Source organism: Paenibacillus sp. 7541 (assembly GCF_002276395.1).
Classification (GTDB): Bacteria; Bacillota; Bacilli; order Paenibacillales; family Paenibacillaceae; genus Paenibacillus_AQ; species Paenibacillus_AQ campinasensis.
Genome location: NZ_NQLZ01000022.1, coordinates 169,865 through 188,388 on the forward strand (window position 1 = coordinate 169,865; position 18,524 = coordinate 188,388).

An 18,524-nucleotide genomic window follows, 5' to 3' on the forward strand; every position below is an offset into this window, starting at 1 on the left:
GGCGCACTCTCCTTTCTGATATGGCTTAGAAGTACCTCTTACTTGCTTTCCATCGCTTTTTCGGCAAAGGAGTTATCCACGATGGCCTCCGGCGCGACCCGCTCCCTGAGCTCGCCTGCCTGGTCCATTACATCCAGCAGATTGTTCCATTCCTCTTCATCCAGAATCGGATCGGTTGCGTACGTTCCTTGTTCCTTGTAGCGCTTGACGGAGGATACGACAATGTCCCGGTCTGTATCTCTGAAATACGGCAGGATCGCGTCGGCGATCTCCTCCGGCGAATGGGAATCGACCCACTGCTGCGCTTTATAGAGCGCCGTCGTAAACCGCTGGACCGTATCTTCTTTTTGGCTGATATAGCTCTGTTTGGCCATGAATGCCGTGTACGGCAGCTTGCCGCTTTCAACCCCGAAGGAAGCAACGACCTTGCCGCGCCCTTCTTTCTCGAAGATGGAAGCTTGCGGTTCAAAGAGCTGTACGAATTCCCCCGTTCCGGAAGCGTAGGCCGAAGCGATGTTGGCAAAATCGATATTTTGAATCAGCTCCAGATCCGCATGGGGATCCACCCCTTTTTTGCGTAGCGCAAATTCTCCGGCCATCTGCGGCATGCCGCCTTTACGCTGGCCGAGGAAGACACTTCCCTTCAGCATCTCCCAGTCAAATTCAGTGTCGGTGTTTCGCGCCATCAGAAACGTTCCATCCGTCTGTGTCAGCTGGCCGAAATTAATCACCGGGTCGTCTGAGCCCTGCTGGTATACATATATGGAGGTTTCCGACCCGACCAGCGCTACATCGATCGCATCGGACAGCAGGGCCGTCATTGTCTTGTCTCCGCCCGGTGTCGTCTGCAGCTCTACATCAAGTCCTTCCGCCTCGAAAAAACCTTTTTCCAGCGCAACATATTGCGGAGCATAGAAGATCGACCGCGTAACTTCACCGATCCTCACTTTGGTCTTGTCACCGCTCCCGCCGCAGCCGGACAGTACTGTACCGCACAATAACAGCAAGGCCAGCGTCAGCCCAAGCCATGCGTGACCCTTCTTATGAAGCTTCATCGTACGTCCCCCTCCATTCCTTGACCCTGCATTTCTATCAGCATATGCACAGTCTCGGTCAAAGGTTAAACAGCCTGGATACCGCAAGGGCCCGATAGGCAAGGAGGGTGCGGATGAGACAAAAAAAACGCCGAAGACCGCAGCCATACATAGGCCGCAATCTTCAGCATTTTCGCAAATATTCCCTATTCCTCAATCCCGTCAAGCCGGAATAAAGATACGAACTACAGCTTGTAAATCTCCGTATATTTGGCTTCCAGATAGTCTGCCAGATAATCCGGGTTCAATTCCTCGCCGGTGACACGTTTAATAATCTCAGCCGGCTTCTCGCTTTTGCCGTACTTGTAGATTTTGTCGGTCAGCCATTCCTTGATCGGTGCCAGCTTGCCCTCTTCAATGAGATTATCCAGGTTCGGAATCTCTTGGCGCATCGTGTTCAGAATCTGGGCCGCATACATATTGCCCAGGGAGTACGAGGCAAAATAGCCGAAGTCTCCCCCGGACCAATGAACATCCTGAAGGACGCCGACGCCGTCATTCGGAGGTGTAAGCCCGAGGTAGTCCTGATACTTGGCGTTCCAGGTGGCCGGCAGCTCCTTGACGCTCAGCCCTTCGTTGAAAATCATCTTCTCGATTTCATAGCGGATAATGATGTGCAGATTATAAGTCAGCTCATCCGCTTCGATCCGGATCAAAGAATTCTCTACCCGATTGGCTGCCAGGAACAGCTGCTCAGCTGTAACGTCCTTCAGCTGTTCCGGGAAATGCTGCTGCAAATCGGTAAAATACCGGTTCCAGAACGGACGGCTGCGGCCGATCATATTTTCCCACAGGCGGGATTGGGACTCATGGATCCCCATGGACGTTCCGCCCGCAAGCGGCGTGCCTGCCAGCTCGATGTCCACATTTTGCTCATACAGGGCGTGCCCGCCTTCATGCAACGAGCTGTAGATGGCGCTAAGCACGTCGTCCTGATGGAACTTGGTTGTAATCCGCACATCGCGCGGATTCAGGCCTGTTGCGAACGGATGGACGCTCTCATCCAGACGCCCCGCTTCAAAGTCGTAGCCCATCTGCTCCAGCAGGAACAGGCTGAGCTTCTTCTGCTGCTCTTTCGGGAACAGCTGCTTCAGGAAGCCGGTCTCCGGCTCGAATGTGGATTTCTGGATGGCCTGTACCAGCGGAACGAGACGGGCTTTCAGCCGGTCAAAGATCGCGTCCAGCTTCTCCACCGTCATCTCCGGCTCATACATATCCAGCAAAGTATCGTACCGGGTATCCTTTACCCCCCAGTAATCAATAAATTCTTGCTTGAGGGCAACGATTCTGGACAGATACGGCTCGAATCCGGCAAAGTCGCTATTCTCCTTCGCTTCCTCCCATTTCACTTCCGACTGCGAAGACAGGATCGTGTACTCCTGGAATTTCTCCGGCGGGATGGATTGGCTCTGCTCATAGTTTTTGCGAACCTCGGCGACCATACGGCGGCTGCGTTCATCCAGCTGCTGTTCATTTTGTGGCTCGGCAAAAATCGCCAGCAGCTGTCCCATCTCCTCAGACACCTGCAGCTTAAAGCCTTCCGTTGACAAAATGCCGATCGTTTCCGAACGGATATCCGTCCCTTTGCGCGGTGCGCCTGTTCGCAGATCCCAATACAGCAAACCAAGGGCTTCGTTATAGCTTATAATTTTGCGAACGAGCTGCTGAAACTGCTCCCAATGTTTATGTAACTGTGCATCCATCCATATCACCTGCTTATACAATTTATAGGATTCGCCCCTACTCTATTGATGATACTTTTTACTAGGTATATAATCAACTTTCAGAAAGCATAAATTCATACTTACATACAAAGGAGTGTCATGGGCCCATGAAATTACAGTTAACCCCTTTAGCGGAACGAAGGTTGAAAGAGAAGATCGGGACCGCTGCCGGCGGCGTCAGGCTGGTCTATGACACCGATGGCTGCGGTTGTGCCGTCAATGGTGTTCCCGCACTGCAGATCATTCACAAGGCTTCCGAAGACGATATCGCTATGGAAACCGACAGCCCGATCCCGTTTTATATGAACAGCAGGCAGGCCGTCTTTTTCGAAGAACAAATGAGGCTTGAAGGCAACGAAAACACCTATTCTTTCCAGCTGGACAGCAGTTCGCAGAACTATGGCACCAACATTCGGATCGTTGATAACCGCGATTAATTCAAGTGACATTTCGAGGAGGAAACCTAAATGACAACGAAACATCTTCATAGCATTCTGGAACATAACCGCAGTTTTGTAGAGAACAAGGAATATGAATCTTACGTAACCGGCCGATTCCCGGACAAGAAAATGGTCGTTATCACATGCATGGATACCCGTCTTGTTGAGCTGCTGCCCAAAGCGATGAATTTCAAGAACGGTGATGTAAAAGTCATTAAAAATGCCGGGGCGATCATTTCCCAACCGTTCGGCAGTGTTATGCGCAGTGTGATGGTGGCCTTGTATGAGCTTCAGGCCGAGGAAGTGGTTGTCGTTGGCCATCATGAATGCGGCATGGCCTCCCTCAATGCTGAAGTGATGATTCAGCATATGCGGGATCGCGGCATTTCCGATGAGGTGCTTGCAACGCTTGAAAACTCGGGCATCCGGCTTAACAAATGGCTGCGCGGCTTCGATAACGTGGAGGACGGCGTGCGCAGTACGGTCAGCCTGATCAAGAATCACCCCCTCCTTCCACCGGATGTACCGGTTCATGGCATGGTCATTCATCCGACGACCGGGGCGCTTGATCTTGTTGTGGATGGGTACGAGAGCTAACTCGCGCCCTCCGGCCTCTGGTTCTATGCAGCGTTCTACGGATTGTGCATAACAGCCAAGGAGCGTGTTCTGTCAAGACTAACGATCTTGCAGAGCACCTCCTTTTTTTGTTTCATTAAAGCTGCTTTAGCCGGCGTAAAGCCCGTCACGCCTTTGCCCATTTTTGGTCACAAATTTTCCATATTATTTCACTCAAGGTCTACTTTCAGTTGTCAAACCATACAGTTTCAGTGTACACTTTGATCAAACGGACCAACAGGCGAATGACGCATCCTCGCCCGGGTCCACGATATGCGTTTCAAAGGGAGTTATGTCCATGAATACGTTGTCATACGGATTGCTAGGATTAGTGGCCAGAAAAGAATCATCCGGATATGATCTGATGCTAAGGATACAGCCGTTCTGGCAAGCCAAGCACAGTCAAATCTATCCTCTTCTCGCCAGCATGGAAGACAAGCAGCTGCTTTCTTCCTATTGGGTACAGCAGAATGACAAGCCTGACAAAAAAATATATGCCATCACGGAAAAAGGCCTGCAGAAGCTGCGTGAATGGATGTACCAGCCGATTGCCCCAGCGGTCACGAAGGATGAGCTCTCGCTTCGCACATTCTGTCTGTGGCTCGCCGAGATCGGTGTCGCCATCGATATATACGAAGATCGCAGAAGCATCTATACGGAGAAGAAGCGATTCTTCGAGAATATATTAGAGGGTATTCCGGAGGACAGCCGTGAATTCGGAAGCAAGACTTTCAGCAACTATATTCTGGCTACCAAAGGGCTCATGTTGGCTGAAACCGAGCTGAAATGGTGCGATTGGGTCCTCAGTTTGCTGAAACAGCATCAGTCATCCAGTTCAGGACAATCATGATCCTATTTATTTGAAACCATGTCGTGACTCGTCCGTATGTACTAGATGTACACTAAATTTTTTCTGGGAGGCTCAACAGAACGATATGAAAAAAGTACTGGCGATTCTAGTGGTATTTACACTTTTCTTTGTAACGCTGGCGCCTGATTCCGCAGATGCAAGACGAGGCGGCGGATTCAAGTCCGGAACAAAGTCTTACACCAATACGCCGAAGAAGAATGACAGCAACGTTCAGCAGAGCAATTCGTCCAACAACAACACGGGCGCAACTGCTGGCTCGACAGCGAACCGTACAGGCGGTGGCGGTCTTTTTGGCGGCGGCGGATTCATGAAAGGCATGATGATCGGTGGTCTTGCAGGACTTCTGTTCGGCGGCATGTTTGCTGGTATGGGCTTCATGGGTGAGCTTCTGGGTCTTCTGATTAACCTGGTCGCCATCTGGGCTATCATTATGGTCATTATGGCTATCGTGCGCACGATCCGAAATCGTCGCAAGCCAGCTGTAGAGCAACACAACAACAATCATCATAATAACAATCGGTATTAATCAATGATTCTCAGCATGGACGAAATCGTCAATGCCATTTGCCTGCATCAGGCAGAGCGCAAAGGCGTCAAACCGACAGATGTTACTGTGGAGCTCAGCTGGGATGAAGATACAGGGTATACTGCCGAGGTATGGGTTCACGGCCGCAGTCAATACTTGATTGAGGCTAACCTTACGGAGGCGATTCTTCGCTACCTGTATACCGAATACAATATCCGGGCCTACCGTGAACAGATCAGGCTGGAACTGGAAGACGAAATCGTTGCGATTGTACAGCAGTGACCGATTCCATCAAGATGCCCCGCAAGATGAACTTCTTGCGGGGCATCTTTTTTTTTCGCTGTCGTGGGATGGTAATAACATGGTATTGTAGTAGAGTTTGGTAGATTGATATAATGAAGCTATTATTAGGTTTGTTAGGGGGAACGAATGTGTCGAATCGTAATCACCCATCTACCATGAACGCCAGCCATGTGAAAGCATTAATCGAAGAAGAACAGGATTTCGGGTTTGCCCGTGTGTATGCGGCAGAGCTGATATACAAGAAGAAGCCCGTATTGGATCCGGGGACACTTCAGCGCAATATGGAGCGCTATACCGGGCAAGTCAGTGCCCCCGAGCCTGAGGGGCTCACTCCTTCTATTGAGTATCACGCGCAGAGGGAGAACATTCAGAAAGAGCAGCTGCTCCATTATTTCCACCTCGACTATATGGTGCAATATGCGGAAGGCGAGCTGCCTGCACAGACAAGCCTCATTCCGATCTCCCAACGTCCGATAAGCAAATATGAATCGTCAATCCAGCACAGCAGGCACTGGCCGGAGGCGGCAGCCGTGATGAAGGAAAGTTCCTATACATGGCTGCTCGTGGACCTGATGGCCTCCGGGCTAGAGCCAAAATCCAGGCTGCAGCTGTTTACCGATGCTCTGCTGGCAGTGCTAGAGACAGCGCCAGCAGACGCGATTTATTTCCGTGAGAGCGACAAGCTGGTAGAGCCCGCTGCATGGATCGCGGCGGTTCAGAAGGGGGATTTACTATACGGGGCGATGAATATTCGTTTCTTCCCGATGCAGCATGGCGAGCACGCCCGGAAGGAAATGCTCATGGATTCTATCGGCCTTGCCGCTCTGGGCATCCCTGATGTGCAATGCCATTTCTATGACCTGGATCCGGACGAGGTAGCCAGCCGCTTGACGAGCTTCGGTCACGATCTCTTCGAACACGGCAAGCTGATCTCCGTCCTGGGCGCCAGCTCCGTCCCTCCCCTACCTGGCGCAAGGCAGTGGCGGTATGAGCACCAATATGCGCTGGCCGCACCGCATCGTGTCGTCGTGGATCTAGACCCGGGAGATCCTTATTATGCCGGGCGGCGCAACCAGCCGCACGGGAACCGTTGAACTTGATTTTAGCCCTTAGCTTCATGCCACTGAACGCTTACATCTTGTAGCCGTTGGGTGCGGGAATAGGCACGGCCCGCGGCAGCCGCGTCGCAGTCTGTTATACATGCATGAAGAGCTCTTCCCTGCTCCACCGGACCGGGAAGAGCTGCTTTTTATATTGCACGCTTCCTTCGTGGTTCACCAAGCCAAAAAACACCACTTTCGTTGTATTGCATATTCATACAATAGCTGATAGGATAGCTTTTGGAATATGTACATAACGCGATACAGCGATCCCTATTACTTAGAAGCAGGTGAACACATTTTGAAACTGTTAAAGGAATTTAAGACCTTTGCCCTTAGAGGAAACGTACTGGACTTGGCGATCGGGGTCATCATTGGCGCTGCATTCGGGAGCATCGTATCCTCTCTGGTCAATGACATCATCACACCGCTGATTGGGCTTCTGCTAGGCGGAATCAACTTCTCCGGCCTGCAGGCTACCGTAGGAGATGCCGTCATAACCTATGGCGTGTTCCTCCAATCCGTCATTGACTTCCTGATCACGGCTTTTGCAATCTTTATGTTTATCCGGTTGATCAATCGTTTCAAGCATAAGGAAGAAGAGAAGGCCGAAGAGCCGCCTGCCCCTTCGAAAGAGGAAGAGCTTCTCTCCGAAATTCGTGATCTGTTGAAACAGCAAAACAGCAAGCCGTCCTAAAGGCAGCACATACAGACAAACCCGCCTCCCCGGAGTATTCTTTCCGAAGCTGGCGGGTCTTTTATTTCATGTTCCGGATGAATGATCCGGCATCAGCCTCTTCTTGCTCACGGCATCAGTCCTCGTCAAAAACGATGCGGGTTGCTTTCCCGTAGGCTCGCGGAAGTCTCGGCAGCACCCGGATATCGCAATCGATATGGAGCTTCTCCTTCATATGCTCCGAGACTTTGTCACTCAGCTCGCGATCTCCCATATTCGTTTGGTACGGCTCGATCTCGATGATCAGCTTCTGAGTCGCTGTAATTTTGAAGTGATACCAGAATCCGACCTCAGGCACCTGAAGCAGGTAATGCTCCAGCATGAATGGCGAGAACATCTCACGATCCAGCATAATCTGGTTCTCCTGACGTCCTCTTAAATGAATGATTTCCAGCGGATTTCCGCAGCTGCAGCGCGCTTGCTGAAGATAGCCAATCTCACCGCTGCGATAGCGGATCATCGGCATGCCTTCTCTCAGCAAGGTCGTCACCACGATCTCCCCAACCTCCCCGTCATCGAGCAAGCGGCCGGTGTTCGGCTCAACGATCTCTACGATGACATGACCTTGAGCGACATGGTAGCCGCTGTGCTCGCTGCATTCAATCCCGATCACTCCGCATTCGGAGGAACCATAGAAGAAGGAAACCTCACAGCCCCAAATATGCTCCAGCCGCTCCCGAAACGTCGGAGAACAGCCTTCGCCGGTCAGAATGATCCGTTTCAAGCCAATCTCTCTCCGCAAGTCCATTCCAAGCTTGTCCGCTTCCTCTGCGAGCATCACCGCATACGATGGCGTAGTGGCCATTACCGAGGCTCGGAATTCCTTCATCAATTCCAGGGATTGATCGACGGGCGCCATGTAGCTGCCCTTGCCGAGCGACAGCACCATACTTCCAAAAGCGAATTGATACAATCTTTGGAAACCGAGACCGGGAAGCGCAAATTCATAAGGCAGGGCCACCGCCACGACATCCTGCTCATTCTCCGGGAACAGCTGCGTATACTTCGGCAGCAGTTCATACACATACTGATCGTTAAGGGTGAAGGAAGTATAAATCGGCCCGCCTGTCGAACCGAAATTAACATGAACCTGGCCAACCTCCCTCCGATCACAGCACAGCAGCTTGGATTTCTCCCCACGGATATCATCCTTGCTCAGAAACGGAATACGTGTCATTTCCCCCAGATCAGCAATTTCAGGCTTGCTTAACCCCGCCTGTATGAACGCATGGCGATAGAAATCATTGTGTTTCCAGGCATGGCGTAATGTGACGTTGAGTGCATGCAGTTGATACTCTCTGATCTGCTGGCTGCTAAGCATTTCGAAGCTCAACCCGCTGCGCTCCAGCTCGTCATAATAATCCAGCAGCGGCTGCAGCGCAGGCGCAGCATCGCCCACCTTGAGCAGTATCTTTCGGGACGGTTTCCTCTGAATCAGCACTCGCCAGATCCTCCTTCGCTTCTTCCATATTTTTATGAGATTGGCTTTCCTAAATCTTCAATCAGGATTATGAAGGACGACATCCGGTCCTGCCGGATGATTCATATTTACGAAAATAACGGTTCGGGGAACAGTAAGCCGTGTGAACGATAGCGGCTTCGGGGAATACGAATTTCGCTTAACAGGGGCATATTTCTAGTATTTATTCTATTTTTGGCTTGATTATATCATTGGCGTCTAGATTTGAGTATGGGGAGAAATTGTCGTAGCATCTCTGTTTCTGTCGAGTAGATCCATACCATCTATCTCCTGCTGGACAAAGATTGCCGCCGTCTATTCACGAGGTTATCCAAGTAGAAAAAGGAGTCTCCCCCAGACCATCCGGCCTTCGGGGAAACTCCGATCCTTTTTATCATCCGCTTGTCGATCCGTTTATCACTTGCATCATGGCTCTGTAACAGCGCAGAGTCCTGCTCACATCATCCGAATCTCTCTAGATGGATGGCCCGGCATTCAAGCCGCTTACCCGCAGCTGCGACCAATCCGGCTCTATTCCTTCCGGATGCCGGATCAGCACTTGACGGCTTTCTCCCGGCAATAAATCGAAATAGTTGTCGCTGAATCGCAAATTTCCGAGCGGCAGCTCCAGTTTTACGAACCGGACAAGGCCCTCCTTGGCGGTCACGGTTACCATCCCCTCATCCGGATGGACCGCAGCCTCAAGTCGCGCGTTAGGCAGAGAAACTTCCTTCGGATCACGGAGATAGTAGCGGCCGGCAGGCGCGGCGAATCCGGCAGCCGCAAGCTCAATCAGCACCTGCCCTGGCTCATGCCCGCTCAGCACCTCAACTTCGGATCGTTCACCGAGGAGCGCTGTACTCTGTCCCGGAACCCCCGCCACAAATGCTGAACGATGAATGACCTCGCCTGCAAAAGAATATACCGTCAGCGTCACCGTTCCTTGAAGAGATTCAAGCCTGTCGTTGACCAGCCACACCTTCAGCGGTTCGCCTGGCTCATGCTCCAGCGACAGCAGCACAGGATGGAAGAACGTTCTCGCATAATAATACGAGGCCTTCGGCAGCAGCTCATAATCGATCATCGACCAGCTTGTCCCCGGCCAGCTGTCGTTCAACTGCCACACGAGCGCGCCGCGGTTGCGGTGATTGTTCCGCCTGAAATGCTCAATCCCGTATTTCAGCCCTTCTGCCTGCGTCAGCATGGAGAAATTCATATATTCCTCGATATGATGCGGAATGCCGGTATAGCCCTGCATCAGCAGAATCCCCTTCTGATGATTGGTATCCTTGTTGCGGTGAGCCATCTCCGGACTGCCCCAATAGAACTGCCCTTGGGGGATGTTCTTCTCCAGCGTATAGCGGTTCGCCGAAGCATGCATCCCGAATTCACTGCTGAACAGCGCATCATCCTTTTTGTAATTTTTGAAGGTCACGCCTTCCACGCTGTAGTCAAGCAGCGGCGCTTCCCCATATTTTCGCGGATAGACGGAGCCGTGCCAGACCTGCCAATTATGACGATCTCCGCAGTCCGGATCATTGACATCGTTGTCCCCGCTTGCTCCATACGGCGAAGAAGGCCAGTATGGGCGATTCGGGTCCAGCTCCTCCAGCAACGACGGGATCAATTCATGATAGATGCTCTCTCCGAAGAACGGGCCGGTAATATCCCCTGCCGCCGATTTCATGTCATACAGCCAATCAATTTCATTGTTTCCGCACCATAGCGCCAGGGAGGCACGATTGCGCAGCCTTTTGACATTGTCGATCACTTCCGCGGTGACGTTGTTCATGAAATCCTGATTGAAGTCCGGGAACAGCGCATTGGCAAAAGCAAAATCCTGCCACACCAGCACGCCTTGACGATCGCATTCGTCATAGAAAATATCTTTCTCGTAAATGCCCCCGGCCCAGACGCGGAGCATGTTCATATGTCCTTCCACAGCCAGCTCTACCAGTCCGCGATAGGTCGATTCCCGAATAGCGCCGATCAAGTGATCTGCCGGAATCCAGTTCGCTCCCTTCGCATATACCTTGACACCATTTAATACAAAGGTAAATGTGTCATTCCCGTCCGGATCCTGGAGCGCCAATTCGATGGTCCGGATTCCATAACGGGTCACGTAATGATCCACTTCCTGACCATCTACCAGCAGCTTGACCTCAAGCGTATATAAATAAGGCTCACCCAGGTCATGCGTCCACCATAGGCGGGGATGAGGTACAACCAGCTCACGCTCGGTCCTTCCCCGCTCCATATTCAGCTCTGTTGAGACCACCGCCTGTCCATCCGCGTCAATCAGACAGACAGAGACAGTTGCAGCAGCATGCTTCCTGTAGGCCTTCATCCCGGCTTCGAAGCGGATGATCGCTTCCTCTGCGCTCGCCTTGATCGTGCTTGCATATACGCCCTCCAGCTTGGCCGCATGACGGCGCTTCAGGTGGACCTTGCCCCAGATCCCGACCGTCACCATCCGCGGCCCCCAGTCCCAGCCGAAATTCATCGCTGCCTTCCGTATCCAGGGCCGCTCCTTCGTATACGAGGACCACTCGAACTGCTCCTTGTCACGATGGTGAAGGAACAGCGGATCAAACCGGGCGGCCAGCGAGTTCCAGCCAGCACGAACGATACGGGTAATATCAAACGTGTGAGACATCAGCATATTGGAGGCTGATCCGATCTCATGCCCATTTACATAAATTTTGGCGAAGGTGTCCAGCCCCTCGAACACGAGCTCAAACCGTTCGTCCTGATGAGCCGCTTCGTCCACGGTAAACGTCGTCCGATACCACCATTCCTTCTGCTCGATCCAGCGGCATTTGGCATCGTTATGGCCAAAGTACGGCGGATCAATGATTCCTCGCTCGATCAGGGCCGAATGTACATCGCCCGGCACCGCAGCGCCGATCCAGAAGCGGTCATCCAGTCCGGGTGCCGCAAGCTCAAGCGGATGCTTCTCTCCCACCTCATAATGCTGTATTTTCCAAGGACCTGTCAGTTCCATGCCTTAACCTCACTTCCTGCCTGTGTCTCTTCCCGATATTCGCTCGGCGTTTTTCCGACATGCTTCTTAAACAGCCTGCTGAAATATTTCACATCTTCATAACCGATCAGCAGTGAAATTTCACTCACCTTGGCCGGCGACGCTGCCAGCAGCTCCATCGCTCGCTTCATGCGCAGCTCGGTTACATAATCCCCGAATGTCGTGCCGGTCACCTTCCGAAACAGCTCCCCCAGATGCCCAGGGTGAAGATGCAGATGCCCGGCCACCTGCTGCAAGCTGATCTCCCGTAATGATGATGATTCCACAAACGCTTTAGCCCGCCTCACATGCGCCTCGCTACCATCGCCCAGATGAGTATGATAATGATCCATAATTTCATGCAAGTAACGGAACAGGGCGCCCCGAGGCAGCAGCCCCTCCCTTTCGGTTTGCAGCCATGGCTCCATGCGGAGCTCTTCCTCCCGCCCGGTCGTGCGCAGCGTTCTTTCCAGCCAGCGATAGCCTGCCACGGCCGCCGATTGCAGACAGGCCTCCGCGGATTCGAACGTGCTCTGCGGATCAGCGGACAGCGTCTCGTACAAGCCTTCCACCCACCTGTTCAATGCCACTGGATCGTTGTCCAGCAGCAGCGTGCCAAGCGCCGTTTCCTCCTCCTGGGAGAGCAGCATTTTCCCGCCCTGACGGCTGGCAATGACCCGGTAATCCAGCACCTTTGATGACAGCAGGTGAAAATAGCGGAAGACGGAAGCGGCAGCCGTATAGCTTTGATGCGCCTGCTCAACGCTCGTCACCGTTTCTCCGATCGCCAGCCGGATATTGCATTTCAGCAGGTTCTCTACCCTGCCGATCAGATGCAGCCATCCGTCTTGCGGCTCGGCACCAGCCGGCTCTCCGCCTGCGCCAACCGCCATCAGGCCGACCAGGCTATCCTTCTGGATTGCAAATGCACTGTATGGGAGCAGGTCCTGAAGCATGTTCTGGACAGCAAACAGCAGCAGCGAAGCGGAATAACCTGGCCCATTCCAGCCCTGCGCCTCCAAGATGAGCACCTGCCAATGATAAGCGCCGGGATCCTCTCCCGCTCGTGTAAACGATTCCCCGATAAAGGAGGGCAGCTCTCCGGGCACGGGCTCTCCTTGAATCACCCATTTGTAAAATTGCCGCTCCTTCTCATCGCGGGCCATGCGGTCCTCCCGGGTCTTGTCGGCCCAGCGCTCCTGTAGCCGCTGTTTCGCCTTCAGCACGGTCTGGATAATATCCTCCGGCGGGCTCGTTTTCAGCAGATAGTCCACCACACCCTGCCGGATCGCCTTCTGCGCGTATGCAAAATCGTTATGGCCCGACAAAATAATAATCTCGACGTCCGGTAGCCGCTCTTTCGCTTCATCCGCCATCTCAAGCCCGGTTATGCCGCTCATCCGGATGTCTGTCAGAATAATATGCGGCTTATCAACGGGCAGCCGCTCCAGCGCTTCCTCGGCCGAAGAGGCCGGCGGCAGCAAGGTGAGCCCAAGCTCGCTCCATGAAATGACACTGGATAACCCTTCGCGAATGATTTCCTCATCATCAACGATCAAAACTTTCATGGCGCCCCCTCCAACATCGGAATCGTGAATGCAATCCGGGTACCTCCGCCCTCCCGGCTGTCCACCTCAAGCTGAGCATCCGGACCGTAATGCAGCATCAGACGCTCATTCACGTTGCGCAGGCCGTAGCCGCCTTCCTCAGCGGCCCCTTCCTGATCCAAATCATTGTGATCCAGCGGCTCGTGCAGGGATCGGCGAACCTCTTCAAGCCGCTCCCGGCTCATGCCGACACCGTCATCCAGAATCAGAAAGCTCATCATCCGCCCCTCCGGACGGATCATGATCAAGATCGTGCCCGGCCCGTCTTTCTTCTGCAGCCCGTGGATCATGGCGTTCTCCACCAACGGCTGCAGGAGCAGCTTCAGCATCATTTGGTCCTTCAGGGATGCATCCACCATATAATCGACCCGGAATTTGCCGGAGTAGCGAATGTTCTGCACCCGAGCATATTGGCGAATATGATCCACTTCCTGTTCCACCGGGCAATATTCCTTGCCTTGATTCAGACTCAGCCGCAAGAACTGGCTGAGACCCTCCACCATATCTGCAATCCGCGCCTCCTTGGCCATCAGCGCAATCCAGTGAATCGAGGACAAGGTGTTGTACAGGAAATGCGGGTTGATCTGCGCCTGAAGCGCACGCATATCCGCCTCCTTCTTCCGTGCCTCTCCTCGAATCACATCCTGCTTCAGCTCCTCAATATGAGCTCCAAGCAGATTGTAGCTTTCGCCCAGCTTGCCGATCTCATCATCCGTAGTCACCGCAAAATGCGGAAGCGGACGATGCGGATTAATTCGGGTCAAGTGGCGGGCCAGCAGCTGCAGCGGACGCGTCGTTCGGCGGACGGTGAACCAGACGAGCAATACGCTGACCGCTGCCGATATGCCGACCGCAATCCCGGTCAGTCCCAGAATATAACCGTTCTCAGCACGGTACTGATCGTAGGGGATAGTGCCGATTAGAATCCAATCGGTGAGCCCTTCACGGTAATACAGCACCGTGCGTTTGCCCTCATCTTCTCCATATACCGCAGATCCGCTTTCCGCCTGTGAGACAATGGAGAAGAGGCCTGGATCATATTCGTCCAGCCTCTTCCCGAGTCTCGATTTATCCGCCGATGACAGAATGATGCCATCGGCATTCACCAGTTCAATGCGCCCCTCGCCCCGCCCGAAATCCGGACGAATCAAACTGCGGGACAGCACCCTCTCGCTTAGGCTGATGGACATCCAGCCCAGGTGGGCATAATCATGGATGCTGCGAATCGGCCTCATCAAGGTGATCACATGCTGCTCCCCCGAATAGTTTACAATCCGGTACACGTCGGACCAGAACTTGCCGGGCTTCCGCTCCTTCGCAAGGCCAGGGTTCGGCAGATCGGATTCATACCAGTTGCCCGTGGACAGCTGTGCATCAAACCGCTCGGGGTAAATCGAAATATTGGCGATATAGGGCTTGGAGGTAGCCAGATTGGTCATCCGGCCCACGATCTCTGTCCGCTCATCCTCCCGGTCCTCATGCCGGAGCAAATAACTTTGAATATCCCTTTCCCCAATCAGATAGATGGATATGTTCTCGATATCCACCAGCATAAAACGAAGGTTGGCATCCAGCTGCTTCAGCATATCGATGCCGGACAGCGTAGCCTTTTCTTCCGTAATTCGGGATGAGGTTACAAAAGCGAACAGTCCGAGCGCCACCAGTGGTATAACAACCGACCCGGCAACAAGCAGAGACAGCTTCCGCCGAAGTGATGAACGAAGCCAGCGTCGCAAGGCGGATCCCCCCTCCCTATGTACTCCCTTATCCTTTCACAGCCCCGGCCGTCATCCCTTTCATCATCTGCTCCTGGAATAGAAGATACAGCAGCACCGTCGGAATGACAGAGAGCGTCATCGCCGCGAGCGTCAGCCCGTAATCGGTCTGATATCCGTCGGCGAAGTTGGCAATGGCCAAAGGCAGCGTCTTGAGTTCTGTCTTGTTAATAAATACAAGGGCGAACGAAAAATCGTTCCATGCATGCAAAAAGCTGAGTATGGTGACCGTCGCCAGCGCCGGCAGCGACATGGGCAGCATGATCCGGAAGAACAGCCCCCACAGGCCGGTGCCGTCAATAAAGGATGCCTCCTCGATATCCCGCGGTATGCTGGTCAAATAAGCGGTCAGCACAAAAATCGCGGTCGGAAGCGCAAATGCCGTATATGGCAATATCAGAGCCCAGTATGTATTGAGCAGGGACATCTGTTTCATCAGAATGAACAATGGAACGAGGGTGCTGTGGATCGGAATCAGCATTCCGACAACAAAGAAAGCAAACATCCACCCTTTCCATTTGAACTGGAATCTGGCAAGAATAAATGAGGCCAGCGCGGCGATAAACAAGGTCAATACCAGCGACCCCAGCGATACGATGATCGAATTGACGAAGGCGCTGCCGAGCCTTGAGCTGGCCCAGGCATGGCTGAAATTGTCCCATCTCCAGATTTCAGGCAAGCCAAACGGCCGGCTGTAAAAATCCTCATTCGTTTTAAACGCGCTTATCACGAGCCAAAAGAACGGATACAACGTTAAAATACCATAGATCGTAAGGATTAGCCAAAAGATACTTTGGCCCGCTCTGCGAACGATCGAGCCTGCTCCGGCTCCGGACGGTCCCGGCTTGGCTGCGGTTGTGGCTGTTTGCATAACTCCCGTCTCCTCCTCTCTCTATAACACCTCTATCTATCTGTTTACAGCGTACGTTCATCTCGCGGATAAACGCGGATCGGCCGATGATTACACCGCATCTTTCTTCCTGGAGGCCAGCCATTGACTCGTTCCGATCAGCAGCAAGCTGATGATCACAATCGTCGTTGAGATGGCACTGCCGAAGCCATAGCGGTAAGTCGTAAATGTGGAGTTGTACATATACGTAGCCAGCAGCTCCGTTGCGTGAGCCGGTCCGCCCTTGGTCATGATGAACACCAGGTCAAATGACTTCAAGCTTCCCGATATGCACAAAATGATGGCGACCTGAACCGTGTTTTTGATCATGGGCAGCGTGATGCTGACCAGTTTTCTCAGACCCGATACACCGTCGATTTTGGCAGCGTCATGAATTTCGCTTGGAATGTTCTGCAGCGCCGACACGAAGATGATCAGATACAGCCCGACAAAACTCCAGATCAGCGGCGGCACCAAGGAATAAATGGCGATCACCGGATCGGACAGCCACTGCAGTCGCCAGCTATCCAGCCCCAGCGTGTTCAGCAGAAAGTTCAAGATGCCGATCTGCGGATGATAGATGTACTGCCAGATCATCCCGATCACAACGGTGGACAGCACCATCGGCAGAAACACAGCCGAACGGAGAAATCGGTGAAGCAGGCTGCTTTTATGCAGCAGCACAGCCAGTACTAGCGCAATGGGAATCTGTCCGAATACCGAGGCGAGAACGAATATAATGTTGTTTTTTAACGCTCGCCAGAATATCGGATCACGCCATATTTCAGCATAGTTTTGCAGCCCGATATAGCTGGCCTCGCCAATGCCGGACCAATCGAAGAATCCGTAATACGCCGACCATATTACCGGGACAAAAACGAACAGGGCGTAAAGAATCACCGCCGGCGCCAGCCCTGTCATAATAAAGCGGCGGTTTTGCAGTAGGTTCATCCAGCTCACACTCCCTTGAAATGAAATTCCCCCTCCCTCACCGGGAAGGGGGATCGCTTGACGTAAAGCTTACTTGCCTGCGGCCTGCGCCTGGGCATCCTGGAGTTTTTGAGCAACATCCTCGGCTTTTCCGTTCATCAGCAGATCTTGCAGGCCGTTGTTGATCACCTCTGTGGCCGCCGATCCCAGCTTGGAATCGTATACCGGTGTAATCTTCACATCCTGCATCAGCTCATACAGCTCCACAAACAACGGATGGGCCTTGCTTCTGTCCAGTTCAATGTTGTAGCTGACAAGCGTGCTGCTGTCCAGCGTAGCTTTCTGACCGTCAGGTCCAGCCAGCGCATAGAACAGCTTCATCGCTGCTTCCTTCCGCGCTCCTTCGAGCTTCTTGCTCACGCCAAGACCGGTTCCAACCACTCCGGAAGTGACGTTCGCCTCGCCTTTACCGCCGTCAATGGCCGGCAAAATCGTAATATGCGTGTTGTCCAGCACTTCTGCCGGCGCGTTGTTCACCAGGTTCGCAAGCGCCCAACCGCCGTTGATCACCATCGCGGCTTTGCCCTGGAAATACAGCTGCATCATCTGGGTTTCGTCAATGCTGTTAAACCCTTCCTGGAAAGCACCGGCCTCACCCAGGCTTTTCAGCACGTTCAGCGCTTCAATGAACTCAGGATCGGTAAATTTCGCGCCGTCCTGCTCCACTGCTTTCAGGAACCAATCGGTGCCGGTAATGCGGTCAGCCAGCGTGCTGAACAGGGTGGATTGAACGACCCAGTTGGCCTTGTTCCCAAGCGCAATCGGAATGACATCATTGTCATTAAAAGTCTGAATCGCCGTCTCCAGCTCTTCCCAGGTCGTTGGCACCTTGACACCATATTGGTTGAAGATCGCCTCGTTGTAATAAATAAAAGAAGTAGGTGCCAGGTTCATCGGCACGGAGTAGACTTTGCCATCCACGGTATAGCCATCCAGCGCATTCGGAATAAAGTTGTTCTTCCATTCCGGATTAGCTGCAAGCTCCTCATCGATTGGCTGAAGCAGATCGCCGTTCACGAACTCCTTCGTCATCGCATCCGGCCACATTACGAACAGATCCGGCATTTCGTCGGCGGCAGCCACCGTGCGCAGCCGTGTTCTCAACCCGTCCGTAGGCAAGCCTTCGTCAACAACCTCAATATTCGGATTGTCATTTTTGAAATCCTCGATAATCTGGCGCATCGCTGTCGCCTTGGCATCCTGCCCGGTCCAGTTATGCCAGATGCTGATGCGCACCTTTCCTTCACTGCTTCCGCTGCCGTTGCTGTTTCCTCCTCCGCATGCGGCAAGCAAGACAGATGTGATCAATGTGAAGCAAAGCACGGTTATCCATTTTTTCATCTCTAGTAAGCCCCCTTTCATTTGCTAGACTC

16 protein-coding genes are annotated in these 18,524 nt (G+C 53.0%); 7 read left to right on the forward strand and 9 right to left on the reverse strand.

Annotated elements, in window-relative coordinates; translation table 11 throughout:
• Nucleotides 1-38 precede the first annotated feature (38 nt).
• Both CHH75_RS14350 and CHH75_RS14355 read right to left on the reverse strand, forming a co-directional pair.
• Nucleotides 39-1,055 carry an ABC transporter substrate-binding protein gene (locus CHH75_RS14350; protein WP_095263632.1) on the reverse strand — a complete coding sequence of 339 codons (1,017 nt, stop codon included), beginning with the start codon at nucleotides 1,053-1,055 and terminating at the stop codon, nucleotides 39-41.
• Between the two features lie 224 nt (nucleotides 1,056-1,279).
• Nucleotides 1,280-2,797 carry a carboxypeptidase M32 gene (locus CHH75_RS14355; protein ID WP_095263661.1) on the reverse strand — a complete coding sequence of 506 codons (1,518 nt, stop codon included), beginning with the start codon at nucleotides 2,795-2,797 and terminating at the stop codon, nucleotides 1,280-1,282.
• A 128-nt stretch (nucleotides 2,798-2,925) separates the two neighbouring features.
• Between CHH75_RS14355 and CHH75_RS14360 the strand changes: the two genes are divergently transcribed.
• The 7 genes from CHH75_RS14360 (at nucleotide 2,926) to mscL (ending at nucleotide 7,370) form a co-directional block, all read left to right on the forward strand.
• Entirely contained in the window at nucleotides 2,926-3,255 is a 330-nt protein-coding gene (locus CHH75_RS14360) for an iron-sulfur cluster biosynthesis family protein (protein ID WP_095263631.1), read from the forward strand.
• 30 nt (nucleotides 3,256-3,285) lie between these two features.
• Nucleotides 3,286-3,855 (forward strand): beta-class carbonic anhydrase, encoded by a 570-nt coding sequence (locus tag CHH75_RS14365; RefSeq protein ID WP_095263630.1) that lies wholly within the window; start codon nucleotides 3,286-3,288, stop codon nucleotides 3,853-3,855.
• A gap of 316 nt (nucleotides 3,856-4,171) precedes the next feature.
• Nucleotides 4,172-4,723: a PadR family transcriptional regulator gene (locus CHH75_RS14370; RefSeq protein ID WP_095263629.1), complete on the forward strand. Its 552-nt coding sequence runs from the start codon at nucleotides 4,172-4,174 to the stop codon at nucleotides 4,721-4,723.
• An 85-nt stretch (nucleotides 4,724-4,808) separates the two neighbouring features.
• Complete coding sequence (locus CHH75_RS14375; protein ID WP_095263628.1) at nucleotides 4,809-5,270, forward strand: hypothetical protein; 462 nt, start codon at nucleotides 4,809-4,811, stop codon at nucleotides 5,268-5,270.
• A 3-nt stretch (nucleotides 5,271-5,273) separates the two neighbouring features.
• Entirely contained in the window at nucleotides 5,274-5,552 is a 279-nt protein-coding gene (locus CHH75_RS14380) for a YxcD family protein (protein ID WP_095398509.1), read from the forward strand.
• Nucleotides 5,553-5,701: 149 nt separating this feature from the next.
• Entirely contained in the window at nucleotides 5,702-6,667 is a 966-nt protein-coding gene (locus CHH75_RS14385) for a DUF4261 domain-containing protein (RefSeq protein ID WP_255223035.1), read from the forward strand.
• A gap of 313 nt (nucleotides 6,668-6,980) precedes the next feature.
• Complete coding sequence (mscL, locus tag CHH75_RS14390; RefSeq protein ID WP_095398521.1) at nucleotides 6,981-7,370, forward strand: large conductance mechanosensitive channel protein MscL; 390 nt, start codon at nucleotides 6,981-6,983, stop codon at nucleotides 7,368-7,370.
• A gap of 115 nt (nucleotides 7,371-7,485) precedes the next feature.
• On the opposite strand, the gene CHH75_RS14395 is transcribed toward mscL, so the two are convergent.
• The 7 genes from CHH75_RS14395 to CHH75_RS14425 form a co-directional block, all read right to left on the reverse strand.
• Nucleotides 7,486-8,850, reverse strand: a complete 1,365-nt coding sequence (locus tag CHH75_RS14395) for a phenylacetate--CoA ligase family protein (protein WP_095398511.1) — start codon at nucleotides 8,848-8,850, stop codon at nucleotides 7,486-7,488.
• Nucleotides 8,851-9,343: 493 nt separating this feature from the next.
• Nucleotides 9,344-11,872 carry a beta-mannosidase gene (locus tag CHH75_RS14400; RefSeq protein WP_095398512.1) on the reverse strand — a complete coding sequence of 843 codons (2,529 nt, stop codon included), beginning with the start codon at nucleotides 11,870-11,872 and terminating at the stop codon, nucleotides 9,344-9,346.
• Complete coding sequence (locus CHH75_RS14405) at nucleotides 11,863-13,458, reverse strand: response regulator (protein WP_095398513.1); 1,596 nt, start codon at nucleotides 13,456-13,458, stop codon at nucleotides 11,863-11,865. The genes CHH75_RS14400 and CHH75_RS14405 overlap by 10 nt, the downstream gene beginning before the upstream one ends.
• Nucleotides 13,455-15,233 carry a sensor histidine kinase gene (locus CHH75_RS14410; protein WP_095263621.1) on the reverse strand — a complete coding sequence of 593 codons (1,779 nt, stop codon included), beginning with the start codon at nucleotides 15,231-15,233 and terminating at the stop codon, nucleotides 13,455-13,457. Before CHH75_RS14410 ends, CHH75_RS14405 begins: the two co-directional genes overlap by 4 nt.
• A gap of 28 nt (nucleotides 15,234-15,261) precedes the next feature.
• Nucleotides 15,262-16,143 (reverse strand): carbohydrate ABC transporter permease, encoded by an 882-nt coding sequence (locus tag CHH75_RS14415; RefSeq protein ID WP_095263620.1) that lies wholly within the window; start codon nucleotides 16,141-16,143, stop codon nucleotides 15,262-15,264.
• Nucleotides 16,144-16,233: 90 nt separating this feature from the next.
• A complete protein-coding gene (locus tag CHH75_RS14420; RefSeq protein ID WP_095263619.1) occupies nucleotides 16,234-17,112 on the reverse strand; it encodes a carbohydrate ABC transporter permease in 879 nt (292 codons plus the stop codon).
• A 69-nt stretch (nucleotides 17,113-17,181) separates the two neighbouring features.
• Nucleotides 17,182-18,492 (reverse strand): extracellular solute-binding protein, encoded by a 1,311-nt coding sequence (locus tag CHH75_RS14425; protein WP_095398514.1) that lies wholly within the window; start codon nucleotides 18,490-18,492, stop codon nucleotides 17,182-17,184.
• Nucleotides 18,493-18,524: the final 32 nt, after the last annotated feature.